Source organism: Paenibacillus sp. GCM10027629 (genome assembly GCF_042676425.1).
GTDB classification, from domain to species: Bacteria; Bacillota; Bacilli; order Paenibacillales; family Paenibacillaceae; genus Paenibacillus_K; species Paenibacillus_K terrigena.
In genome coordinates this window covers 176,966-203,367 of record NZ_JBHTGZ010000003.1, presented here as the reverse complement: position 1 = coordinate 203,367, position 26,402 = coordinate 176,966, and the positions used below count along the sequence as shown (strand labels likewise).

The window sequence follows — 26,402 nt, the reverse complement described above, 5'->3', positions numbered from 1 at the left end:
GAAATGATGTATTATCCTCGCTGTTTCAGCGTATTGGAACTACGAGATCGTGCATACAGGAAGAAGTATATTTCCCTCTAATAAGTAGCGAATTTCAGTTCTCTAAAAAAATACTTTTCATGAAAAAATGATGATTTCTGCGCTTTAACTGCTTGATGTAATTTTTTCAAAAAATTTGTCCATTAAATATACATTTCTCCTTTATTTAATCGTTTTTCTGCTAAAATGCCGATTCGGATTTCGTCTAGGGTTGCGAGATCTTACTTTCACTAATTGCGGGATGAGTCAAGAAGTTTGTGTAGGCAGGAAGGTTTTATCCATCGGGACGATGGATAAAGGATGCGGTTTTAATACTCTGATGTAATTGTTCCAGGTGTGAACGAGGCCCAGGATCCCCCCCTCTTCTATTGTAATGTAGTAAATAGTAGCAAATCGCAATACAAGGTTACACTGTACAAAGAGCGCCTTAATGTAAAAAGGTTCTATTGTTTAACCCCAAAAATGTGTTTTTTCTATAAAATGTTTAACTATAACGCCGACCAGGGCGACGGGGACAGCCCAGGTCGGCGATTTATTTTTTCGATAGGTATCGTGTCCGTAAACGAATCCCATCTCCGCCTTACGTTGTATATCATATATTTTTCAACAATTGATAGATCGTCTGAGCCATCTGCGCCCGATTGATTTTCACCGTCGGAGAGAGCTCTGTGCCGCTGCCTTGGATGATCCCTGTTTTGGCGAATAGCATCATTGGCTTTTCAAAAACATAAAGGGTATTACACCCCAACAATATCGAGAACGAAACATGATGCAATAGTAATTCATTAAATTGAAGTAAAAAACCGTCCGAACACCATGGTGTCCGGACGGTTTTTAGGGTTGAAGCTTAGGATTCAATAATTTTCCGAGCAATCGCCGCAAGGTCAACAATGTCAATCACGCCATTGCCGTCCATGTCGGCGGATTTGTACTTGTTCCAATCCGCATGCTGCTGATTCATGCCGTAGTGCGCCGCTGCGATGGCAAGGTCGGCAATCGAGTATTTACCGTCTTGGTTGACGTCGCCCGGCAACGAAATGGACGCCGTCACTTCAACGGTCACGGACGCAGGAAGCGCATTGCTTTCCTGCCCCAGTGCATCCCCGATCGTAGCGATTGTCACTGCAATCGATCCGCTTTCGCTTTGCGATACCTGCTTCGCGACGAATTTCAGCTCGACGACATCCGCATCATGCGCAATCGCATGGTCCGCTCCCAGACTTGCAAGAATCAAACGAAGCTGTCCTGGCGTCTGCGATGGCTGTTTATAGACCGTTATGCCTTCACGCATCGCAACCGCATCCTGGATTTCATACAGGTTCGGATCGTACTGGATCAGCATATCTTGTGCAAAGACCGGCGCCTGCACCTGCTTCAGACCGAGGCGTACAGTAAACGGTTCGCCCTTCACAACTGAAGTGGGAGCTGTCAGCTGAACAGCTGTTGACTGCGCATCACGCTTCGTTACATGCACCTGCGCCGTCACCGTTTCGCCGCCATAGGATGCGCTGATCGTCGTGCTTCCTTCTGCGATCCCCGTCAATACCCCTTTGTTATCGATGGCTGCAATCGTTCCATCTGCTGTCGTAAATACGGCGAGCGAAGTGACATCCTTCACGGTGCCGGAATCTTTGTAGGTCGCTGACACGACCGTTGGCTGCGTTTCGCCAATGGTCAGGCTGTAGGACGGTTGGTTCAGGCTGAGCGTGAACGCTTCGGACGGTTGACCGGCGACTCTGTAAGTCGCTTTTGCTTTGACCGAACTGCCCGCGACCGTTCCCTGAGCGGTAAATACGCCCGCTTTAGCAACCATCTCTTTGGTAATCGGTTCCCAAGTAACGTCTACGAGACCTGTTGTTCCATCGTTGTAGACGGCTTCAACCTGTGCCGGAAGGACAGGAATGACGCCTACGTTCGTATCTACAGCAACCGATTTGTAATCGACGATGGATTTTACGATTTCGTCGCTCACGCTAAAGACATTTATTTCCGCTGCCGATGCCCATCCGCTCATACCCGCCGTCGCTTCAAGTTTGACATGCGATGCATTCGTTCCCGTAAAGCTTACGGCTTTCTCCGCGCTGTCGTTCGCAAAGTTTCCGCTAGCAACTTTGGTAAAGGTCGCGCCGTCGGTGCTTGTATACACGTTATAGCTTGTAATCTTTCCATTATCGCCAGACTGCCTTGGTAAGTACGTAATTTTATTAACTTTGTAGGTCCCTCCAAGATTTAAAGTAATCGATTGCGGAAGAACATCGGATTTATCCCACTTGGTATGCCAGATCGTTTGCGGGTTTCCGTCAATGGCCATGGATGCTCCGTGATTCTCGCTGCTCGTTTCCTGGCTTGTCGCCGTTGCTGTCATTTGCGATTGAGGTACAATATTCCCAGTCGCTGTAATGGTGATTGGATCGCTTAGTACGGTCACCCCGTCCAAAGTCGCCTTTATAGTAACGGTCGCTTTAAATCCAGGCCCGATATCGCCCTTCACCAAGATCGTATTGCTGCCTTCAACGATAGATAACCGCTTATCGCTAAATTGATATTCGATCGCGGCCTTAGACAAATCTGCTGTTTCTCCCGAACTTAACAAACCTTTAATCGAAGCAATGATCGGTTCATTCGGTTGAACTGTCGTTTTACTCAGCGTAACGCTGACTTTGTCGAGATAAGAGCCCTGATAAATATGTCCTGATTTATCGACGTATAAATAAGTCACTTTCTCTATCGAACGTCCGCCGATCGTCACTCGAATCATCATCTTGGCCATACCTTCGGAGACAGCCGTGACCAGGTTGGAATCATTCACCGAAATCACATTCGGGGTTTCACTTGTTACCGTAACTTCGACATCTTTATCGATCAGATCTCCGGCACCTGTATAAGCCTTAATTTCATAGTTGCCCGTCGTCACATTGACTGGCTTATACGCATATTCGAAGTGATCCAACAAATTGGACTTATCGATTCCGTTGATGGCCACCTCAAGCAAATCCATTGTCGCTCCGTTTGAACCGCCGTCCATGATCAGTTTGACGTATTGCGCTGATGCGTTGATCGGATATTGGTTATAGAATCCAAAATAAGCATTCCCTGTTGGTCCATTCACGGTGCTGACATCTTTCCATTCCGCGCCGTCAACGCTGGTCTGAATCTTTATTGTTTTTGGTGTATTGACATAACTTTGTTCTAAGGAATTGAAATTGATATTTACACTCGCAATCTCGGACTTCGTCGGCAGTTTAAATTGAACCCAAGCCTTTTCATTTGCCGCTACCGACCATTTGGATTGATCCAAATGAATGCCCTCAATCCCTTTGCCATCAACCAATTGACTGACTGCTACTTGATTATGGCTAGCTGTAATCTCAGCATTCCTTGCAACATTTTGATACGGCAGCAGGTCCATGTAAATTTTATTTGTCGTAAATATCTTGCCGCCCTGCGTTACATCAGCCCAAATAACTCCCCGTGCAGGTTGTTCCACATAAGGCGTTATGATTTCATTAGTATTGAAAGTAAACGTATTTACTTCGTTGATCACGACCGGTTTATATTTATCGCCCGCTTTCAGATCGACGATACCGCCATGCCATACAATTTGCGCGGCATCCAGTCCGATGGCTCCGCCTTTCGCTGATCTGCCTTCGATTTGATAGCGAAGTTTCTCTAACGTACGGAACTCGCCATAGGATTCCTTGTCATTTACAAGCAAGGTTGCTCCGATCATGCGCTCTCCAACGTAAATTTTGCCGTCTCTTGCTGTGACTTTCAGCGTATCCTGTTTCGTCACGCCTTCATACGTACCGTGTACCGTGATCGTTGTTGTTCCATTCGATACCGGCGTCACGATCCCGCTACCGTTTACCGCTGCGATGCCAGGATCTGCGCTTTGGTATGTCAAGCCGGACAATTGAGCTTTAAGCGCTGGGAATGTCATATAGCCTTCAGCATGGATTTGGAGTGACGAAGGTGTTATCTGCTCTCCCGCTGTGTTGACGTTCGTAAGCTTATATTTACGATTCGGATTGTCCGTTACGATCTTGATAATCGTATCAATGGCATCTTCCTGTACGTTGGTTAGATCGATGGTCAAGCTGTCACCCGTCTGCACGAACGAGGTAACAGGCAGGTTCTCGTTCAACCATGTCACGGATGTCACCCGATCCTTAACTGGACGAATCGTTAAAGACTTTCCGGTAATGACATCAAACCCTCGCTTGCCATCAGGCCCTTTCATAATATGAAGATAAACATTGTTGTCCCGAGATGTTGCATAGCCCCATTGCGGACCGGTCGTACCGTTCGGAAAAGCAAATTTGTCATAGTTGCCTTTTCTATCGTCTTCGTATCCATAGCCAGCAAGATAATACGGCATGGTGCCTGTCGTAGACTCATGTCGTTCCGGCTTGCCTTCCGGCGCGAACCAGCTTGCAAGCCCTTCACGCACATCAATGAACTCTTGAATGGATTTCGGATATCTTGTTGCAACATCTTCTGGAGAATCCCAGTTCGTTCCACGGCTCATTAATGGCATTTGGTCATTGTTATCCACATAACCTCTGCCGGCATTCATGATCATTTCTTTTGCAACCTGACGGTAATCATCGCGTTTCGCATAGTATGGTGTAAAGTTGTTCTTCGTGTGAACAGACTTCCACGGCTCCATAGGGGTACGTTTTACGAGATGATTTGCACCAGTATTGGCGTAAATATGACTAGCTTCGGCTGTTCTTAGATCCGGGTCTCCATACTCTTCGCCCCATGCATTGGAATTGATAATAATGTCATCGCTGTAGTTGCGAACATTACTGTACATCACGTCATAATTGGCATTCTTCATGGCTTGCGGACCATCGAAATAGAGGTATGCCGGATCATAACGCTTAATCAGATCCTCCACATTCTGTACAAACACATCTGTAGAATAGTGCTGCAAGCCGCCGCCCTCCGTTGCATAATACAAGCCGAATTTGATCCCATAACGTTTGACAGCTTCTTCAAACTGTTTTAATCCGTCTATCACTTGGCCATGTTCGTCTTTCGGGTAATATTTCTGTCGTTCATGCTGTGGGTCGGAAAACTTGGACGGCCAATAATAATTTTGTTGCAGCGCTTCAATCGAGACAAGTGAATGTCCCTGACGTTTGGCTCGCTCTGCCCATAAATCGGCGGAGAAATTCGGATCAACGAAGTAGGGGTACGTGACAATCGTGTGGCTTAACGCGCCAACTCTACCCTCTTCAAACCATTTATTCGGGCGTTCCTTGACGGTCAATGTCATCTTCTTAGTCGCCTTATTTCCATTACGGTCAGCGACTTGTACGGTAAAGTTATAGTCTCCCGGCTCGCTGTTGATACTGATGATGCCTTTACTGCTGTTGAGATCAACATTGCCATTCACTAACCCGTCCGCGATGGTACCATCGCTATTGAGTTCCAAGCCTTCAGGCAACTTCCCCTCTACAATGCTCCACGTATAACCCGGTGCGCCTCCGCTCGCCATAAATTGGAATGCCGATGCTGCAACACCGTATTTATTGCTTGTTTTCGATTTATTCCATACATATGGCCATTCCTTGTAACCAATGGGCATGTTTTGAGTTGGCAGCGGCGTTTTGATGGCATCCTCGGTCGTTAGTCCTTGCGAGACGATTTTGAGGGAGCCGGCATCCCCTTCCACCGAATTCATGATTCCGTTGATCCGGTTGCCGTTCTGATCTGTGACGCGTCCATAAAACCCAAGATAGGCCACATTCTGATCTGCCCCGATCGGAACATTGTTGGCATTCACGTCTTCGGTGTACGTATGTTTGATTTGAATCATCAATTTGTTCCAGCCCTTTTTCAACTGGATAGCTTGTTTCGTCAAATCCTTCTGCACTTCCACAGGCGTGGTCGGCGAAGATACGCAGCGATCATTGACATACAGCCGATAAGATCCGCTGGCACCTACATTGAAATACGCTTGCTGCTCGACCGAACTGTAGACGTAAGTGTGCGCGTATACATATTTGTTTCTCGTATCGACACCTTTTTTGACTGTAAAATAACCGTACAGATCTTGATAATCATCATAGTTTCGATTCCAGAGACGGTCATCAAAGTACTCCCATTTCTTACTGTTTACAAGCATTTCTCCGACTTTCGGTGTAATACTGCCTCCCGGTTCCTGGTTACCCGGCGGAATGACACCATCTCCATCAAAAACATTAACTTCCGTAAAGCCAAGACCGACATTTTTAAGATTTTTCTGTCCGTCGTATACAATCAGCAGTTCAACCTTGGAAACATTGTTTACTGGCTGCTCAAGCTCAACTGCACCAGGGTTTTGCCCCAAAGGATCAATATCGGTGATAACACCGGTTTTTAGAATATTCCCACTCGCGTCCTTTAGCGTGTAATTAACCTTTTGGACATCTGAGGTATTGGGAGGCCAAGCGGGATTATTACGATCAAAGACCTCAATTCGTTTCACTTTGATCGGTTGCTTCCAGGTTAAATACAAGGTCGGTGCAGGATCCCATTTCGGCCAAGACGAGGGATTTCCAGCAGTATCATGCATTTGAGAGACCCAATTGGTATTTTTATCGCCATCTATAGCAAATTTGGGAAGAACACTAGAGGAATCTGTTCCTGTCGGAAAATCAACAGCGCTGGTTTTCCACGTGGAGCTTGAAGTCGCGTCGGCTGCTCTCGCCCAGTTACCGTCCATTGGCCTTTCAATCTGCTCCGTTACGGAGTGTTGATATACCTCGATCTCGGAGATACCAGTAACCGATGGATATGGCGTACGTCCTTTATCGATCTCGACCTTCATCTCCACGACCTTCTTCAGCCCAGACTGTATCGTATAGACCGTTGGCTCGGCTGAGCTCGCCGACGTACTATTCACCTTTCCGGATTCGACTTTGCTGCCGTCTTCAAGTGTAAATATCAGATGATACCAATTGTTCACGTGACGCGAATCGCCCCATTGCGCGATCTTCACTTCATTGATGGCAATCGGATCTTTCCATTTCAGATTGACCCAAGGATTAGAATCATTTTCGGTCACCCACTGTTTCTTGGTGCTTCCATCCACGAGATATGAAACAGGGTTCACGGCAAGCGTCGATGATGACGCTGTCATTTCAGATGCCAGCGGGGCAAGATTTACGACCTCTCCAACCTGGCATCCATAAATATTGTCTACGACTGGCGCATCGAATGGACCTGATACCAGCCACGAGTTAATAAACGGAGCGTTTCCTGTTGTCTGCTGTGCGTATGCCTTCGTACCGGGAAAGCCTATCATGAACGATGCAAAGAGCATTGCGGTTGCCAATACGCTAGAAGTGCATTTAGTGCCGATTTTCATCATTTGTACCTTTTTCCTCCTTCGTTCTCTAACTTCCGCGCGATTTCTTGCCATTCACTTATTTACCGATAAGCATCCTCCCCCGTGTTCAAAAAGTGAGGTACTATGATTTCAATTTCACATTAGTGGATCTGATCCATCTTGAATACAGGAAAAAGGACATCTTCCTCTGAAAACTAGAAATAACGGGTCTTTAAAATAAGCACTTTTCTTTAAGATTGTGATTTTTACGATTTTCTTGTATGAAATATGAATAAAATAAAGAACAGCCCCGCAGCCGTGAAAATGACTGCAGAACTGTTCCTTACTCTTGTTACTTATTATTCATGTTCTTGATCGTGCTCGTCTTCGTCACCAAAGCGAAAATGCTCAAAGTATTCATCGTATATTTTTTCCGACTGGTCACCCTCAGCCCAAGCAATCAGCCAACCATTTTTATAGTATGCAACTGCAGGAAGCTCCTTATAAAAGTTTATTAGAGGAATTCCCTTTTCATTTTTCAAGCCTAAGATATCCTTGTATTTATGGAGATTCAATCGCTGAAGCGTAAGTCCATTTCTCTCTGCCGACGCATTTATGATCGGCTCCATCTTCGTGCATAATTTGCAATCCGGTTCATACAAATAGATAAAACTTTGCTCATCAGAGTTGATAGTGCCCATCAGCTGGGCTCTAACTTCTCGTGCCGTTCCTTTTATCTCGTTAAGACCAACCTGCGATTCATCCATCTCAGTTGTTGTTCCGTCATACCAAATACTACTAATACCCAATAAAACGAGAAGAAGCAACACTATCCCGCTCAGTAGCCAATAATGTTTTTTCATGCTACCTCACCCATTCCTTCACTCCAATAGTTTAAACGCAACATAAGCAAGGTCTATTAATGATAAGGGGAGAATAATAGATCTCCCCCTATTTCATTACCGATCCGCTCTAACTATTGCTAAAGTGCGGCATAGTTTTTTGCAAGATCGCTTTAGCTACGATTGCAAGGTCTACTACGTCAACCTTGCCGTCTTTATTTACATCCGCTTTCGCATTCCAGCCCGCCTGGCCTTCTTGTTTACCGTATGCCCCTGCAACAATCGCCAAGTCTCCGATTGTGATACCGCCTTGACCATTAACATCTGCGGTTACTTTCTTCGTATCGAACACTTGAATTGCCGCATCCAACGCAGCTTTAGCATCATCTACCTGCTGCTGAGTGGCATTCGGATCGTTTGCTGTCGCACGGGCCGCATCGATTGCCGATTGCAATTGCGCTTTAGATCCAACCACATACAAGCCGTCCTCTTCTCCTTCCACTGCTGCATTGTGCTTAGCCTGAGCGCTTGCGATCAACGTAATCAATTGCGATTTATCTACCGATATACTGATTTGAATTTCGCTAGAAGATCCGTTAATCGACAGTTCATTCCCCTGTCCGTTGGCAATAACGACATTGTCTACAGAAACTACCGTATTGGTCGCCTGATCTCCAGATTTAGCTTTAAATTTGAATGAGAGCAGATTGCCTTGTGCAGGCACGCCAAGCACTCCTTGATCCGTTTTCACGCTTGCAGCTACAACCCGGATTTGTCCCGGCACAGACTCCTTTTTATCGATAACTTGGAATCCGTCCTTCAACGATGCAACTGATTCGAACTGCAATTTCGCCGGATCATAGTGAAGCGTCAAATCTTGAGCGTACATTTCCTGGTATACACTTTGCGTAACGTCGCTTAGTCCCATCGTTATATCGAATGTTTGGCCAGGAGTCACCTGCTCTGGACCTGTCAGTGTGGAATCTGCAGGTGGATTGTTAATGCTATACTCCACGATCCCGCCTTGGTTTTGCAGTTTCTTCAATACCTGATTCGATTCATCAGAAATAGCCGCTCCTCTTACATCGAGATATTGTAATTGGGATAACTCACTTATAGGCGTTAGATCTTTTATCCGATTGAAAGCAAGAGAAAGCCATTCCAGTTGCTTTAATACACTTAACCCGGAAATGCTGGTAACCTGATTCTCTTCTATATTGAGAGATTGCAGTTGAGTCAACATCTGTATAGCTACGAGATCATGGATTTGATTACCAGCCAGGTTCAACTCCTTAAGTTGAAGCAGATGTTCCAATCCGGATAAACTTCCAATTTGATTATTAGCCAAATACAAACTCTCAAGCTGCGTTAAGGAGCCGATTCCAGTTAATTCGGTTATTTGATTGCCTGTCAACCAAAGCGATTTCAACCGAGCAATGTTGCCGAGCGCATTCCATTCCGCGATTTCATTTTGGTTAAGGATCAAAGTTTCCAGGCCGGATAATGCCCCTAGTTTCGACACATCACGAATGCTGTTATCCGCTAAATTGAGAGACTGTAACCGAGTCGCATATTCGATACCGCTTAAGTCGCTGATCCCTCTGCCGGACGCATCCATACTTGTTAATCTTTCCATGTCCAAAATAGTAATATCTCCCGCAGACTTATTCAATGTGTCCCGCACAGCAGCTTCCAGGTTAACATCCGCGAAAGAGACTTTCCCTTCATTCGCGGAGGCCACACTCGCTATCTCTATTAAAAATAAACAAAATAGAAGGAAATATAGACTTTTCCATTTCAAAGCACCCTCTACTCCTTCCCCGTTGTTATTCGACGATCACAGTTCCCGTCATAAACGGATGAACCATACAGAAGTAATTAAACGTACCTGTTTCATTAAACGTATAGCTAAATCTCGTATTTCCATTCGGAGTAACAACACCATCAAATATCCCTTCGTATGAAGTAACGGTATGCATCATCGTGCTCTTCAAAACCCATGTAACCTTAGTACCTTTTTTGACTTTAATTTGAGCCGATGAGAATCGGTCATTCATGACTTCCACCAATACTTCGGAAGCAGATTCGATGATATAGCTTTCCGTTTGGACATCACTGGCATTTCCTGAAGTATCTATTCCGATAAATTTCAATATTGTATTTTGGGAGATCGGAATTGGACTTGTGTATCTAGCAGATGACTTCGTCGGTGCGGAACCACCCAGCGTATAATAAATTACGGCATTCGGGTCATCGTCTTGAATAGTTAAAGTCACGTTCTGAGTTGAGCTATAGGTGCCTCCTGCCGGAGCAGCCCGAACTACCGGCGCTGTCCGATCGCGATCCGGAGTATGGCACTCCTGACCGGTTTGATACTGTATCGTAATCGCGTCTGAAGAATGATCCATGTCAACTGTCGAACATAAATAGGTCGAAATGACGCTTAATGGAACCATCACTTTTCCTTTTACTTGCAAGATGGGTGACTGCAATTGAATCTGCTGTCCGTTCATAATGCCTAACTTTTGTATCAACCATAACTGAAACTCGGAGTTTTCCGTCTTATAGATATAATTGCGATCCTTCGCATTCGTCTGTAATGTCCCTCCGAATTCATCGGCGATAAACTGAAATGGAACATAGGTATCCCCCTTCAACTGAAAGGGAGCGACATCGAGCATGACATGCTCGCCGTTTACGATGGCATGTGTCTCTCCGACTTTTAGGGTGATCGTTGCCTCCCCAGTATTTCCAGCCTGTTCGATATGCGTCATCGTATGCAGTCCGCCCGGATAAACCCCGTTATTCGTGTTATCAACGATTTTATGGCTATGGAACGGAAAATGACCGCTTTGATCAAAGGTAACCAGAATATCCTTCGTTTCCCCCGGATCCAGATTAACGGTATCCTTATCTACGGGAATCGGCAACGGTACTCCATTTTCCGCGATGACCTGAAAGTGATGACCATGAAGATGCATCGGATGTTCATCTCTTCCCGGATTTATTAAACGGACCATAATTTTTTCCCCTACTTTACCGTGGATCATGGTGGAGGGGTCGCTTTCCAAATCGGGAAAGGACTTTCCATTGATTGTCCAATAGCGGGGGTGGAATTTTCCATAATCGTATAAATTTCCGACTTCCGCAGTCTGGTGCCATTCCGGATCGACTTCATTGATGTGGAATACATATTCCTTGTCATAATTCGGTCCGCCGGTCCATGCTTGTTTGGCCGAGCTTTTGGCTTTCACGACAAAAGGTCCATTCAACCCCATCTGAATTCCATATTGATTGGCATCATAGGAATAATAATAATAGGAACCGGCTTGACTCGCGGTTATAAGCCGGGTGTCGCTTTGACCGACAGACAGAATCCGATCATCGGCACTCTGATCATCAAGAACCTTGACACGGAGAGGACGGACTTGAAAATCGGCTCCGTTTTTTTGGGGGCCAATATTGGTCACGGTAACTTCAACGATATCTCCTTCCTCTGTCTCAATTTTAGGTCCTGGGAATACCGCGGTTCCTGGTTTGTTTTCCAGACTGTAGCCCCAAATATAAACCTGCTTTCCATCCGCCAAGGTATAATAGCCATCCGTAGCATATAACTGGACTTTCCTAGCATCCACAGCATTTGCATTCGAGGAAGCAACAATAAACAGCGCACAGAACGCTGCGATAAAGAGAAAATACCATTTCATCCTTGCGACGCGAAACATGCCTCTCATCACCACCACAGTTTCCATATTAATATATTGTTACTCTCCATCAACCTCAACCTGATAAGTGCCCGCTTGACCAAACTTAACCAATACATCGTATCGTTCTGCGGATGCCAAGGTTATGGATTGCTTGTCTACGGCCTGCTTCAAAGGCCTGCCATCCGACGCAATAACTTTAAAAGTTAGGCCATTCATGTTAAATGTACGTTTCTCATAACCGGAATTGATGAGTCTAATCAAGAAGGTCTCCCCTGCTTGCGCTTGTATTTCAGAACCCTCGCCTTTGGCTTTAAAATCACTATTCACTGTCCAATAATCCGGTATAAAAGCTGTCCGGTCATACGTATTTCTGTGTTCAACTGCGTCATGCCAAGATCTATCAATCTCATTCATATGAAACACCGCTTCTTGGTCATAGGACGGACCTCCTGTCCACGCCTGTTTGGCTCCCATCTTCGCCTTCACGATAAATGATCCCGTCATGCCCATCTGCAAATGCTCAATGGTATCTACATGACAGTGATAGAAATAGGTGCCGGCGTGATCGGCTTTAAAGCTATAGGTAAAGCTTTGTCCCACTAATACCGGGGGGGAGGTGTGCGGAACCCCGTCGTTCCTCTGATCCGTGTCCAGCCCATGGAAATGAATGGTGTGAGCGACAGGAAGAATCCCCTGCTTAGAGGGACCCAGATTCGTCAGCATAATTTCGACTTGATCTCCTTCCTCAACTTCTAGGGTAGGCGCAGGATAAACCGCCGTTCCCTTTTCCTTCTCTAAAGAATATCCCCAAATATACATTTGGCTTCCGTCGGGCATCGTAACGTAACCATCTGTCGCATACAAATTGATTTTTTTTACGTTTGTTTCGTGCGCGAATATGGATTGCAGCGTGCTGTAATTGAATGCCGCAGTACATATAAAGAACAGAAAGAGTGCAACAACGACCCTTTTCCTCATCTGCGATTCTCCTTTTTACAAAATTCTCATTCCAAAAGAGAAGGGGGAGAATAATAGATCTCCCCCATTTCACTATCGATCCGATCTAACTATCGCTAAAGTGCAGCGTAGTTTTATTTCAAGATCGCTTTAGCTACGATTGCAAGATCTACTACGTCAACCTTGCCGTCTTTATTTACATCCGCTTTCGCATTCCAGCCCGCCTGACCTTCTTGTTTACCATATGCCCCTGCAACAATAGCCAAGTCTCCGATTGTGATACCGCCTTGACCATTAACATCTGCGGTTATTTTCTTCGTATCGAACACTTGAATTGCCGCATCCAACGCAGCTTTAGCATCATCTACCTGCTGCTGAGTGGCATTCGGATCGTTTGCTGTCGCACGCGCCGCATCGATTGCCGATTGCAATTGTGCTTTAGATCCAACCACATACAAGCCGTCCTCTTCTCCTTCCACTGCTGCATTGTGCTTAGCCTGAGCGCTTGCGATCAACGTATTCAATTGCGATTTATCTACCGTTATACTAATTTGAATCTCGCGAGAAGATCCGTTAACCGACAGTTCATTTCCCTGTCCGTTAGCAATCACAACATCGTCTACAGAAACTGCAGTATTAGTCGCCTGAGCTCCAGATTTAACTTTAAATTTGAATGAGAGCAAATCGCCTTGTGCAGGCACGCCAAGCATTCCTTGATTCTCCTTCACGCTTGCAGCTACAATCCGGATTTTTCCCGGCACAGACTCCATTTTATCGATAACTTGGAATCCGTCCTTCAGCGATGCAACCGATTCGAACTGCAATTTCGCTGGATCATAGTGAAGCGTCAAATCTTGTGCATACATTTGCTGATATACGCTTTGCGTAACGTTGCTTAGTCCCATCGTTATATCGAATGTTTGGCCAGGAGTCACCTGCTGGGCGCCTGTCAATGTAGACTGAGGCGACTGAGGCTTTGTCTCCGCCAGCACAGTTACACTGACGCTCGTTGTCAATGCCACGTTGTTCGGATTTACCACCCCTGCCGGCAGAGTTACAGTTCCACTTACCGTGAAGATCTGCTGCGTCTTCAGTGACGGGTCATAGGATGATGCCCCTACATTCCATACCACATTGGCATTGACGTTTCCTGCATCGGTAACCAATTGTACTGTTGCTGGTAACCCAAGGGCTTCCGCTGTTTTTGCGGTTCCATTTGTCAATCCTGTAACAGCTGCAGGTGCTGTAATATTTGTCACGACTTTGCTGCCCACATCGAACTTAAACCAGTTTAAGTTACCTACATAGTTTCTTGAAGTCTTAAACACAAGGTATACGTCATGAATACCTGTAACACGTGTAATTGGGGTAGTTATCGTCTGATAATTCGACCATCCACCCGTATTACTAACAGTAAGCGTTCCCGCTAAAGTACCTGTCGGGCTGTCTAGCCTGACTTCGATCGTACCCCCTGCATTTTGATCTGCAGATACTCTTGCATTAAATTCCGAAGCACCACTGGCAAAGTCAAGATTTTTATATTCTAAATAATTTCCGTCTCTAACAAATCCCATATGCTGTCCACCGCCTGTATCCGGGGTGTTATTCTCGATGATAATGCTCCCTGACTTGGAATCAAAACTTTCTGCTTCGATCTGAACGGACAATGCCGAGCGCGATGCAGCAAGTACAGTTACACTGATGCTCGTTGTCAATGCCACGTTGTTCGGATTTGCCACCCCTGCCGGCAAGGTTACAGTTCCATTGATAGCGAAGGTTTGTGCGGTCTTTAGAGCTGGGTCATAGCTTGAAGCGCCTGCATTCCATGTCACATTGGCATTCACTTTTCCAGCATCGGTAACCAATTCTACACTGGAAGGCAAACCAAGGGCTGCTGCTGTCTTTGCCGTTCCGTTGGCCACTCCCGTGATTGCTGCAGGAGCCGTTATTCCAACAAGCTGCGGCACTTTCACTGAATCTGCAAATACATTAATCTCCGCAGCCGATGCCCATCCATTGACACCCTCCGTTGCTTCGAGCTTGACATACTTTGCATTTGCCGAAGTAAACGTTGCGTTTTTCTCATTGCTATCGTTTGCCCAATTTCCGTTTGCAACCTTCGTAAAGGTCACGCCATCCGTACTTACATATAAATTGTAGCCTGTAATATTTCCGTTAGAGCCTGATTGCCTTGGCAAATACGTGACTTTATTGATATTGTAAGTTTTTCCAAGGTTTAAGGTAATCGATTGAGGGAGAACATCCGATTTATCCCACTTTGTATGCCACATCGTTTGTGGGTTTCCGTCAATCGCCATGGATGCAATATCTTTACCCGTTTCCTCGCTTGTCGCCGTTGCCGTCATTTGAGACTGAGGGATCTTATTAACAGTTACGTTAATACTCGTTGTCAATGGCACGTTGTTCGGGTTTAAGACTTTATTAGGCAAGGTTACGGTTCCTGTTGCCGTGAAGGTCTGGGCCTTCATTGCAGTCGGATCGTAGCTAATGCCGTTTAAATCCCATGTTACATCAGCATTGTAACTTCCGGCTTCGGTTACCAGTGCTACTTTTCCTGGCAATCCAAGAGCTGCCGCTGTTTTTTCCGATCCGATAGCCGCTATAATCGGTGCAGGAGCTGTTATGCTCTTAAGCGCCGTATCGCTCTCCACAGCGAATGCATACAATTCATGAATGGAAACGTAATAACTAGAGCTTGTTCCCTTATTCACGATTTTAACGTAGCGCGCATCTATGGGCTCAAAGCTCTCGTCCATTTGAGATCCGCCGCTCCAGCTCGTATCTTTGCTTGCTACTTTAGTCCACGTTTGTCCGTCCTTAGAAACAAGCAAATCATATCCGCGGAAGAAATCAGTGTTCGTTCCGTGATCGGCAAATATACGATTGATTGTATGCACTTTCCCCATGTCGAGCTGGTACCACATATCCGGCTTTGCAACCTTGCCCGTTGTCCAACGGGTCGAGTTATTGCCATCAAACGCATTGGATGCCGGTGATCCAGAATCGCTGGCCGTTGCCGTCCAACCGGATCTGTTAATTGCTTTGCTAAAGTCCGGGGACTCGACACAGCTTGTGCTACATGCTTCTGAAGGGGGCGCATCTCCAGGATACGCAAACTGGAGCCAATTGATGTTTTGTCCACCCGTCGGGAAAACAATATACACATCATGAAAGTCTCTATTACTACTGGTTGCGGTTGATGTTGTTCGATTGATATAGGCGCTAGTTGTCGTCCATCTTTGCCATCCACCGGTGGTTATTCCCGTAGCTGTGGCTACTTTCTCGCCAGTCGGGCTGTCCAAGCGCACATCGACATTAAGTTTGTCGCTGTTGGATGCCATTCGGAAGTACATCTTTTCGATGTCTTTCATATCAATGTTTTTGAATAGAAGCCAGTCATTAGCATCAATATAACCGACGTTTTTACCGCCGTGAATATCGGTTGTATCCTCCGTCTGGGTTCCTTTCTGTTCATCAAAGTCTTCAGCTTGAATGCGCTTATTCCTGAAGGTAATGGAATCGCTTGCGCTTAACGGCGCTGAACCTTCTGCTCCCTTATCGGTAACTTCCGCGATGATTTCCCAACCAATTTTCGCTTCCGGTCCGTGTCCTTCGTCTAGCAAGGTGAATTCAACTTGACAACCGGTTTTCGGAGACATCGGATGGTAATGGCTGTCATGAAGCAACAACGCAGACCATAGGATTTCTCCACATGGAATCTCTCCATCTTCCTCGTCATTTGCCTCTACGGAAAAAGTGATAGTTTGCCCGTTGGTATAGAATTGTCCGGACTCAGGCGAGGTGATTTTCACTTTAGGGACGGTATTGCCTACGGTGATGGTTGTGTTCCAAACGGAAGATTTATCGGTACTGTCCGTTACAGTCAATACGACATTGTAAACCCCGTTTGTCGTATATGTATGCGAAGGGTTTGCTTCCGTTGATGATTGTCCGTCTCCGAAATTCCACGCATAAGTAATGACATCGCCATCAGGATCCGCGGTTCCTGTTGTATCGAAATGGACCGTTAGCGGCGTGCGTCCGGACGTCGAGTCTACCTTGGCCTTGACAACCGGCTTTCTTTCCATTTTTCCATAGAAAACTTTTGTAATGGATTCGTCAGGATCAACGTCCCAAGAGCTTCCAAATTCGGCGATATAAAGCGCACCGTCCGGTCCAACCTTCATGTCAATCGGGAGAAGCAATCCGGACAAGAAATCATCGACTTTTGAGATTTCTCCGTTATCATCTGTCGTAACGGCTTTAACCCAGTTGCGGGCAAAATCGTATGCCAAGAACTTACCTTGAAGGCCTGGAATCGCATTCGGTCCTGTATAGTTATACACCGGACCTGCCATTGCCGCTCTTCCTCCACCTCCCCAAGGTGCTTTATTGGCATATGGATAGAAAGCAATAGGCTTTTTGGTTGGGGCAAATTTTTCTGCAAATAAAGCGGTGTTGATTTGGCTATTTCCGTGTATTTCTTTGCTATAAGCTATGTTGCCAATCCCGTATGGCCAACCGAAATTTTGGCCTGGAGCGGTTACGGCATTGAGTTCATCGAAGTCTCCGTTAGCTCCCCCGTTAAACGTTCCATCCGGGCCTACATCCCCTTCATAAATGATCATTTTGCCGTTTGACTTTGTCTCGAAGGAAATACGGTACGGGTTACGGAATCCGTATGCATAAATGAAATCTCGCGCATCTCGTTGATTGTTGTCCGTATAGAATGGATTGTCGCTAGGAGCGGATCCGTCCTTATTAATGCGGAGAATGGACCCCCGCATATCATCTAAGTTCTGGGATGTCTCCAAAGAACCAAATTGCGGACCGCTTGTTGGCATACGATTGTCTCCGGACGTCAAATACAACTTCCCATCCGGGCCAAAAGCGACATAACCGGCTTGATGGCAACAGGTCGGATCCGAGGGAAGCTCCAATAAGATCTGCTCCGAAGCTGCATCGAGCTTTCCGTTTTGGTAAGTAAACCGTGAAAGATGGTTAATTAGTTTGTTATTCGCTGTTTTCACAGGATCTGTATAATACAAGTACATGTACTTATTTACATCAAATTGAGGATCAAGGGCAATACCCATTAATCCATGTTCACCTTCAAGGGTGGTTGGGATATTTAATATTTCTTTTGTATCTCCATCCTGTGATACTTCATAGACTTTGCCAAGCAAGCTGATAGCAAAGACCGTGCCATTTTTGGCGATATCCAGACCAACAGGGCTTGAAATGGTCTTGGTAAGGGAAAGCTTCTGCAAGCCAACTCTCGGTGATGGTTCGTTGCACTTCGTATCGGTTGCTTCACCCCATGCATACTGGAGTCCACCTAGAAGATGTTTTTGGAAATCTTCATTAAACCAAGTTTCCGTATGATGACCCAAGGCCGTATAGAACATTCTTCCTTCGCTGACTGGACTGCACCAAGCATTCGGATGATCCTCAAACGGACCGCCTGTAACACCGTTGCTAGTCATATTCAAGCTTAAGAGAACATGCTTCCCTTTGGTACGGGGACTTTCATTAAAGTAATACACTTCTTCCAGCGCTTCCCATGTTGGACCCAGATGGGATGTCGCCGGATTGTCTTCATCCTCCACATTGAAGGTTACCTTTTGCGTCCATGGATGGTTAGTGAAGTAGGCTCCTGTCAAATCACCGTACTCCGCCCAATCATATCCGGTATCGGTTGCGGAATGTGTGCCTACATAACCTTTGCCTGATTTAATAAAATTCATGAAATCTTGCTTTTGCTGCTCCGTTAAACCCCAATCTTTAAAATTACCAGTCGTGCTTGCGAAAAAGACAACATCGTATTTCGCCAGATTGACGGCATTGATATCTGCGGCATTCTCCGTAAAATCGACTGTAAAACCGTATTTTTCCGCCATCTGAGGCAAAACTACTTTAGCCCCTTGATCAATGGACGCATGTCGAAAACCAGTTGTTTTCGTAATCACCAGTACCTTGTGATGCTCACCCTCATGTGCAGATGCTTCTCCAGTACCAATTACAGAGCTAATTGGCACCAGGACCATTGACAAGAATAGAACGAGGGACAAAAATGAACATAAAATAGATCGCCGTCTTCTCATTACGTTAACCTCCTTTATACAACTTCTGACACCATGCAATCCCAACAAAGATAATTTTGATAGTTAGAACACTTCTCTTCGTATGAATCCGATTGATAATGGAAATGAATCAATATTTTTCCATGTTAAACTCAACAAAAAGTACATCGCTCCTTTCGTTCGTGTCTGATCCACCAAAGCCACCAATTTGCTTTATATGTGCACACATTCGGTTACGATAACGCTTCCGTAGCCTTGAAGGTGTGGGGGATCGCTGTAAGCGATACTGCTGTCATATTTGACCAAGTTTGTAGCATATGCGGCGATAAGTGAAATTGGTTGTCTTCGAATTTATGCAAGATATTGAAGTGGTTGGGATTTTTTAGATGCAAGCTTTTACAATCCGTGGGGTGGATGTCGTGGATGATCTCAGTTGATTTGCGGTGAGTTTGAAAAGCAAAATAAGTAACGTTTTCATGCTAATTAAATAATCATTTCCTTTGGAAAACAATACGATTTTGCAAAGACCGCAAGAATCTAGTACTCGTGCACAATTTAGGAATACTTGAAGGCTTATTGTGCTAAACAAAAAAAAGAGGAGACGTTTCCATATGATAACGAATTGATTCACGTACAAGGGTATCATCAACATACGTTATGAAAGAGCCTGCTTCTTGATTAAGTCTGCCCAATCCATTCAGAAGAACAAAACCCGTATTGCCAGGAACATATCGTCTGTATCCCTTTTTGTTATCACGCAACATATATCTCTCGATTTCTGTAATCCACGATATTGGAGGTATTGCATTAAAACCGACAAGCTCCAGAAGCTCGAGATGCAGATCCGCTTCACTTTGCTTCAAGAGCCCCAACCGTCTGGAGATCGTTGAAGCACACAGCATACCGAAGGCAATAGATTCCCCATGCGTGTACTTCCCGTTACCGATCAATTCCATGGCATGTCCGATCGTATGGCCATACTCTAACACAACTGCGTGATTTTTTTCATATGGGTCATCCCGCATAACCATCATTTTAGCCTCAATACAAAGCTCGATAACCTGCTGAAGCTCTTCCATGCGATATAGGCACGATGCTTTTAGTAGATTACGATGCTTCTCCATTTCATGAGGAAGAATCGCCAACACATTTTTTACGAATTCACAAAGGCCGGAACGGATCTCTCTTTCCGGCAAACTTTGCAGAAAGGACAGCTCCACACAGACGACTTTGGGCGTGTAAAAAAAACCGAGAATATTTTTCCACTGATCCAGATTCACGCCTTGCTTTAATGATAATACGGAATCGGAAGCGGCAATTAACGTTGTTGGTATATGAATGAACGGTAATCCACGGAACAACATCCCAGCGACCATTCCTGCAATATTTCCTGTTACCCCGCCTCCAAGAGCCACAATCGCCGTTCGTCGATCCGCACCAAGAACAAGCGCCTTCCTGCATAAATCTTGTACGGTAGACAAGTCTTTATGCTTCTCTCCCGGAGGAAATCGAAGCAAACTGGTCGTTCCCGCTTTTGCAAATGCAGCTACCGTTGTAGAAACTATGGATTCCGGAATTCCGCTATCGCTAATTATTATGTACTTATCCGTTTCCAAAGGATCCATCCATTCCTCAACCTGATGAAGTATGCCTTCTCCTGAAATGAAATCATAGCATTGAGCACCAAATTGAATCTGTCTTCGAAAAATGGTTATCCCTCCATTCGATGGTAAAACCCCTCATAGCCAGATAGTATCTTGTCGACGTATTTTTTGGATTTGCTTACATCTGCGGATGGATCAACAACCGTTGGATCCCAATCCCACCCGACGATCACCCGTCCATCGAACTTGCAATCGATCAACTTTTTGAAAATAGACTCAAATTGAATAAAGCCGTCTCCAGGAACCGTAAATACCCCTTGTTTCACGGAATCAACGAAGTCAATTGATTTTTCTCTTACATGATTTAAGACAGACTGCCTGATATCCGTGAGATGAATATATCGAATACGGTCATAGTAGTGATTTAACAGTGCAAGCGGATCGCTCCCGCCATAATACGCATGTCCGGTGTCCAGCAATAAATGCAAATGTTGCGGATCCGTCGCTTCCATTAATCTCCCGATTTCTTTGGCCTTTTCGACAACCGTACCAATGTGATGTTGATAAACCAATCGCATGTTGTACGACTGACAAATTTCACCCGCCAGATGCAATCCTTCAGCGAAAAAGTTCCATTGATCGTCCGTTAATCTAATTACCTCTTTCTCGTTATTCGAGCGAGTTGGATCCCAATGCACGGATCCTCCTACTTCACGGATGATAACGTGTTTACAATTCAATTCCTTTAACCGTTCCACATGTTTGCGAAACGATTCAAGCTCGCTCATACGCCACTCAGCTTTGGAAAAAATGACGTCCTTCCTCACGTGCGGCATTCGGAGGTCGCCATGATCCCAAGGGACTGAGGATAATTCAAACAGAGAAGGTAAGTTTCCCTTATCGCTCATTTCACTTCCCCTTTCTACGAATGATACCCTAGCATATTGAAAATCATTGACGGGATATCCCTTGCATGCCATATGTCCGATTGATTGACGACTTCATGCGACGGACCTATGGCAATGAGAGTTACCAGATCGTCTTCGGTTACAGGAAGAACGCCATGCGAGCCTCGGATGAGTTCCGGTGTTAAAGGGATAGATCTCGTCTTGAAATCCATAAACAGCTCTACCGGATCGTAACCGGGCTTACGATGGATATCAACGGTTGTTGCATAAGGAGGAGCCGCATCCGGGTCATTCCACCAATAATAGGGAAACCATGCGTTTCGCTGTGCAATAGCTATAAGATCACCTGCATTCGTATGGTCCAGATTCCACTCTTTTTTACCGGCATCGTCAAGAACTTGATCAACACCGATGATCTCTTTCAAAGCTTCTTTCACATCGTCGACGATCATCGGATTATTAATGTAAATGTGAGCAATTTGATGATCGACGACGGCAAATGCCTGACTATGGAAAGTATCAAGATACTCTTTGCCGTTAAGTTCAATGACTTGCAACCATCCTTGCTCCCGGAGAAAACGATTTAAGTAAACCGGAGATTCCACAGGATGAAGCGCATATTCGGAAAGTATGACCACAGCCGTATCTTCCATTTCTCCCATTTGTTCAAGTGAATCCACAAACTGCCCAACAATATGGTCAATATCCATGATCGCATCTTGTTGCTGCTCGCTGCCCGGACCAAACCGCTGAGCCTGATAATCCAGATTTGGCAAATAGACGTACGTCAAGGTTGGATGATGATTCTCAATGATGTGGAGCGTAGCCTTCGAGATCCACTCGCTGGAAGCTGCACCCGCCAATGGCCCCCAAAAGGAATGTAGCTTGAAAGGACCTTGTTTCTCCGCGATTTGTTCATATAATCCTCGAGGATTCGAAAAATACCATTCCTCCATCCCCTGTTCGAGATGCATGGGAGACGGGGTAACTATGAAATCTGCGCTATCATACTTAATATGCTGCATAAATAAAACTGCGGTCTTCGAGGCGGGATTAAGCCGTTTTAATGTTTCCCACATCCGTTCTCCCTCGAGCGGAGCAATCGTTTGTTCCCACATCAACACTTCTTTTTGCTTACGGTCAAACCGGCCATTACCCACAATCCCATGACGGTTTGGTTCAACGCCTGTCGTTAATGTAGCTTGCATCGCGCCTGTCACTGCAGGAAAAATCGGTTTCATTCTGGATACACTGCCTTTCGCAGCAATACGATTCAAATTTGGAGTTAATTGACTGTTCTCCAGATGAGCTGGCGTGAGGGCGACCAGATCGAGAACAACAACACGCTTGGCTTGTTTAGGCATAATGTTCTCCTTTCGTGTTCCACTAGGTCATGGATATGGATCGTGACAACCACAAAGATACGACAATAAGGAAGGCAACGATGAGAGCGTGAAGACTACCGTCAAAAATGGAGACGAGCGCCGCATTTAATAACAGCAATGACAGAATTCCATATTTTACTCCCCGCTTTATGAATTCAGGCTTTGGTTCCCGTATTGCAGGGTAATAGGCAAGAACTTGAAAAAAACAGTAAAGTGCAATAAAAAAAAGTTCCATGAACGCAAATGATCCTTTAAACAGTTCAAAACCAATGAGCCACAGCACGATGCCTAGAGGAATCAGCGCAATGAACGATATCGTTTTGGCTGTATAGCCGTGATTCTCCCCTCTGCTCAGAGCTGTTACGCCAATGATATGAAGGAAAGGAAGCAACGCAAGCAACGCAAAATCCCAAAAATGTTCATGTACAAATGAAAATCCGAGCAATATGTTCAGCCCCCGGCAAAGAGCCATCACCAGCGCTCCCGGGATTCCGTACTTTTTTGCCCAGATATTGTAGATCACGATACACATAGCCAAGACCAAGGAAATATAAAAACTAAGTTGGCTGAACGCAAGGGACAAGATAATACCGCCAACTAATAACAAACATGACAGGATGAATGCTTGCCCTCTGCCAACTTTTCCAGACGGTATGGGTCGTTCAGGGCGTTCGATTTGGTCCAGGGAGGCGTCCATCACATCATTTAAAGCAACGCCTCCCGCATAAAGCATGATCGAAGATAGAAGCAGAAGCCACAACATTGCGTAGGGACCCGAACCCATGCTTGAGACTATGAACGCTCCGGCTAAAACATCGCCGGCTGATGTCACTAAATTCGGAACCCGCAGGAGTTGTAAATAGCCTTTCATGATGATCCTTTCATCGCGGTTGTTGCACCCATCACTTCTTTCATTATGGGGGAAATATACGCAAACGCATTTTTCGTGGCGGGTATCGGATCTTCTTCATATGGGTAAAGTTCAATCGTAATAAAACCATCATAATTGGTTTTTGCAATTTCAGTCAGGACGCCTCTAAAGTCAATGACCCCTTCCCCGGGTACCAAATGGTGGTGTATTCTTGAAGACGAAATATCTTCAAGATGATAGTGTCTTGTATATGGCGCCAATCGGCTGACCAATTGCACAGGATCTTCCCCCGCACAGTAGAAGTGACCTATATCAAAATTCAGAGCGATCTGGGGCGACGATATACGTTCCATGAACTTCAAAAATTGTGAGGAAGTCTCGATTAATAACTCCGGCTCTGGCTCAATCATAACAATGACACCTTTTTTTTCTGCATGTTCGGCAATTTCGTGAATCGCTTCCTCAAAGACATCAAGCGCCCAATCTTCCTTCGCTCCATCAAGCGGCCCTCCAGGCTCTATGGAGAGATGAGGGACCCCCCACTCTGCAGCCAGATCAATACAGCTTAAGGTGTGATTGATCCTTTTACGTCTCTCGCTTGCTTCCCGTTCGATGTAGGAAGGACGCCAGCAATCCCCAAGAGCGTATAACATGAAAGCGTTCAAGTTGCATATCTGTATTCCGTTATTCTCTGCTCTTTCTTTTATTTTTTGTCTTTGGGCTCGGGTTAGATCGGGAGGATAGGCATGCGGGATATCACACAAAATTTCTATTCCTTCAAACCCAATTTCTTGCAAGGTATCTATCGTTGTCAGCAAGTCGAATCTTTTATACGCATTTGCGCTAAAACCCAGCTTCATTTCCTGTTCCTCCTTCTTGTTTACCTTTAGTAACTAAACATTTAATTTCCCCGACATTTTATAGAACTCATAAGGATTGTTCCATACGACCTTTTGAATCTCTTCCTGGGAGAATCCCGCTTCTTTCATTCTTTTGCATGTTCGGGGAACACTGATCGGGTCAGCCGGTCCCCAGTCGCATGCACTGTTAATCATAACCCGATCCGTTCCATGTTGCTTCATAATGGCTATCGCCCTTTCCGGTGTAATCTTCCCCGGATATATGGTCATTCCAGCCCATGCCCCGTATTCCAATGCGAGGTCTACAGTTTCTTCAATGTTGTGATCCAGCAGCACCTTCTCAGGGCGCATACCGATCTCTTTCAGAATGGCAATGGTTCTTCTCGTGCCTTCCCGTTTATTGAAGTGAGGAATATGGACCATGACCAGCATGTCCATTTTCTTGGCCAGTTCAAGCTGTCTGCGCATCACTACCTCTTCCGCATCCGTAATTTTGTCAAATCCGATTTCGCCAACCGCTAGGCATCTCGGGTGCTCGAGAAACGGTTCCATTCCCTCAACGACTTGAAGAGCAAGTTCTAGATTGTTTGCTTCTTTGGGGTTTGCGGCAATACATGAATAATGTTCAATGTCATATTTTTTGGCTCTTGCCGGTTCAAAGTCCAGTATATGGCGGAAATAATCATAATAAGTATGAACGGATGTCCGTTCGCTTCCAAGCCAGAATGCAGGTTCAACGACGATTTCAATCCCGCTTAAAGACATTCTTTCATAATCATCAACTGTCCTTGAATACATATGTACGTGCGGATCTATAAGACGCATATGATTATCAACTCCTTAGTGTGTGAAATTGTAATTCAACATGTGCGCAAGCGCACGTTTTGCAGCCCCATCGGGGTCATCAGAGTACGGATAAATTTCAAACGTGATATAACGATCATATCTGATCGATTGAAGCGCTTCCAAAACTGACGCGAAATGAATATCGCCTTCGCCGGGAATGAGATGGTAATGCTTGCGGCCCCGGATATCTTCGAGGTGAATATTCGTAATCTTGTCTCCAAAACGTTGTATGGTTTCTGCCAATGGTTCTCCGAGAACTTCGGCATGGCCAATATCCAAATTAATCCCGAACGAGTTGCCATCGAATACCTCTAGAATACGCTGGGCCTCATTTGCATTTTCAATTAACAATCCCGGTTCGTATTCTATGCCGATTCGTATATTTCTTTTTTCCGCATATTGCATAATGCGAGCTATAGAATCAACTAACAAATCATAGGCTCGATCAGGATGATTTCCGGCAAGGCATTTTCCTGATGTAATACTTACGCAAGATGCCCCCCATTCCACAGCCAGATCTATACACCTTTCGGTATACCGAATTCTTTGAAGTCGCACTTCTTCTTTGCGATTGCATAACGAAGGCTCAAAAATTGTCTCTCCGTTGTTCTGAGCCATTGGATATACGCAAACCGCAGTATTGGCGTTGATATTACTGACGGACAATCCTCTTTGCTCCAACAAACGTGACACTTGTTTCACTTCGTGATAAGTAACATCGAGAGGACTTACATGAGGAAAGTCAGCAAGAATTTCCAATGCTGAATACCCGCAGTGATGAATTCTATCAATGGATTCAAGTAATGAGAAACGAGTGTAAACATTACTACTGATTGCGTATCGCATTTGAACCTCCTTTAACCGCATCATGGGACGCAAGTATGATTTTCTCCTGGCATCAGATTGAAATGCACTTGATTCGGTATACATTTATTGTAGATAAAAGGGTATTTTTGGA

Annotated in this window: 13 protein-coding genes; all 13 read right to left on the bottom strand. The window is 45.3% G+C overall.

Going from position 1 to position 26,402, the window contains the following annotated elements:
• Positions 1-886: 886 nt before the first annotated feature.
• Entirely contained in the window at positions 887-7,402 is a 6,516-nt protein-coding gene (locus ACFQZR_RS01685) for a discoidin domain-containing protein (RefSeq protein WP_379342269.1), read from the bottom strand.
• A gap of 317 nt (positions 7,403-7,719) precedes the next feature.
• Positions 7,720-8,223 (bottom strand): conjugal transfer protein TraF, encoded by a 504-nt coding sequence (gene traF / locus ACFQZR_RS01680; protein ID WP_379342267.1) that lies wholly within the window; start codon positions 8,221-8,223, stop codon positions 7,720-7,722.
• 109 nt (positions 8,224-8,332) lie between these two features.
• The gene (locus ACFQZR_RS01675) at positions 8,333-9,838 is read right to left on the bottom strand and encodes a leucine-rich repeat domain-containing protein (RefSeq protein WP_379343746.1); all 1,506 of its coding nucleotides are present in this window, start codon (positions 9,836-9,838) and stop codon (positions 8,333-8,335) included.
• Between the two features lie 190 nt (positions 9,839-10,028).
• A complete protein-coding gene (locus tag ACFQZR_RS01670) occupies positions 10,029-11,909 on the bottom strand; it encodes a stalk domain-containing protein (protein ID WP_379342264.1) in 1,881 nt (626 codons plus the stop codon).
• 57 nt (positions 11,910-11,966) lie between these two features.
• Complete coding sequence (locus tag ACFQZR_RS01665; RefSeq protein ID WP_379342262.1) at positions 11,967-12,887, bottom strand: multicopper oxidase family protein; 921 nt, start codon at positions 12,885-12,887, stop codon at positions 11,967-11,969.
• 113 nt (positions 12,888-13,000) lie between these two features.
• A complete protein-coding gene (locus ACFQZR_RS01660; protein ID WP_379342260.1) occupies positions 13,001-18,991 on the bottom strand; it encodes a carbohydrate-binding protein in 5,991 nt (1,996 codons plus the stop codon).
• A 560-nt stretch (positions 18,992-19,551) separates the two neighbouring features.
• Complete coding sequence (locus ACFQZR_RS01655) at positions 19,552-20,595, bottom strand: 3-dehydroquinate synthase family protein (RefSeq protein WP_483874907.1); 1,044 nt, start codon at positions 20,593-20,595, stop codon at positions 19,552-19,554.
• Positions 20,596-20,681: 86 nt separating this feature from the next.
• Positions 20,682-21,362 carry a TIM barrel protein gene (locus ACFQZR_RS01650; RefSeq protein WP_379342258.1) on the bottom strand — a complete coding sequence of 227 codons (681 nt, stop codon included), beginning with the start codon at positions 21,360-21,362 and terminating at the stop codon, positions 20,682-20,684.
• Between the two features lie 134 nt (positions 21,363-21,496).
• On the bottom strand, positions 21,497-22,846 hold the full coding sequence (locus ACFQZR_RS01645) for an alkaline phosphatase family protein (protein ID WP_379342256.1): 1,350 nt from the start codon (positions 22,844-22,846) through the stop codon (positions 21,497-21,499).
• A gap of 22 nt (positions 22,847-22,868) precedes the next feature.
• A complete protein-coding gene (gene eboC, locus ACFQZR_RS01640) occupies positions 22,869-23,738 on the bottom strand; it encodes a UbiA-like protein EboC (protein ID WP_379342254.1) in 870 nt (289 codons plus the stop codon).
• A complete protein-coding gene (locus ACFQZR_RS01635) occupies positions 23,735-24,598 on the bottom strand; it encodes a sugar phosphate isomerase/epimerase family protein (RefSeq protein WP_379342252.1) in 864 nt (287 codons plus the stop codon). Before ACFQZR_RS01635 ends, eboC begins: the two co-directional genes overlap by 4 nt.
• A 33-nt stretch (positions 24,599-24,631) precedes the next feature.
• Positions 24,632-25,423, bottom strand: a complete 792-nt coding sequence (locus tag ACFQZR_RS01630) for a TatD family hydrolase (RefSeq protein WP_379342250.1) — start codon at positions 25,421-25,423, stop codon at positions 24,632-24,634.
• Positions 25,424-25,438: 15 nt separating this feature from the next.
• Positions 25,439-26,290: a sugar phosphate isomerase/epimerase family protein gene (locus ACFQZR_RS01625; RefSeq protein ID WP_379342248.1), complete on the bottom strand. Its 852-nt coding sequence runs from the start codon at positions 26,288-26,290 to the stop codon at positions 25,439-25,441.
• Between the last annotated feature and the right edge of the window lie 112 nt (positions 26,291-26,402).

Bases quoted from the DNA above. Each gene is read 5' to 3' on its own strand.
- ACFQZR_RS01685 (WP_379342269.1), bottom strand. From the start codon at position 7,402: ATGATGAAAATCGGCACTAAATGCACTTCTAGCGTATTGGCAACCGCA.
- traF (WP_379342267.1), bottom strand. From the start codon at position 8,223: ATGAAAAAACATTATTGGCTACTGAGCGGGATAGTGTTGCTTCTTCTC.
- ACFQZR_RS01675 (WP_379343746.1), bottom strand. From the start codon at position 9,838: ATGGAAAGATTAACAAGTATGGATGCGTCCGGCAGAGGGATCAGCGAC.
- ACFQZR_RS01670 (WP_379342264.1), bottom strand. From the start codon at position 11,909: ATGAAATGGTATTTTCTCTTTATCGCAGCGTTCTGTGCGCTGTTTATT.
- ACFQZR_RS01665 (WP_379342262.1), bottom strand. From the start codon at position 12,887: ATGAGGAAAAGGGTCGTTGTTGCACTCTTTCTGTTCTTTATATGTACT.
- ACFQZR_RS01660 (WP_379342260.1), bottom strand. From the start codon at position 18,991: ATGAGAAGACGGCGATCTATTTTATGTTCATTTTTGTCCCTCGTTCTA.
- ACFQZR_RS01655 (WP_483874907.1), bottom strand. From the start codon at position 20,595: ATGGATCCTTTGGAAACGGATAAGTACATAATAATTAGCGATAGCGGA.
- ACFQZR_RS01650 (WP_379342258.1), bottom strand. From the start codon at position 21,362: ATGAGCGAGCTTGAATCGTTTCGCAAACATGTGGAACGGTTAAAGGAA.
- ACFQZR_RS01645 (WP_379342256.1), bottom strand. From the start codon at position 22,846: ATGCCTAAACAAGCCAAGCGTGTTGTTGTTCTCGATCTGGTCGCCCTC.
- eboC (WP_379342254.1), bottom strand. From the start codon at position 23,738: ATGAAAGGCTATTTACAACTCCTGCGGGTTCCGAATTTAGTGACATCA.
- ACFQZR_RS01635 (WP_379342252.1), bottom strand. From the start codon at position 24,598: ATGAAGCTGGGTTTTAGCGCAAATGCGTATAAAAGATTCGACTTGCTG.
- ACFQZR_RS01630 (WP_379342250.1), bottom strand. From the start codon at position 25,423: ATGCGTCTTATAGATCCGCACGTACATATGTATTCAAGGACAGTTGAT.
- ACFQZR_RS01625 (WP_379342248.1), bottom strand. From the start codon at position 26,290: ATGCGATACGCAATCAGTAGTAATGTTTACACTCGTTTCTCATTACTT.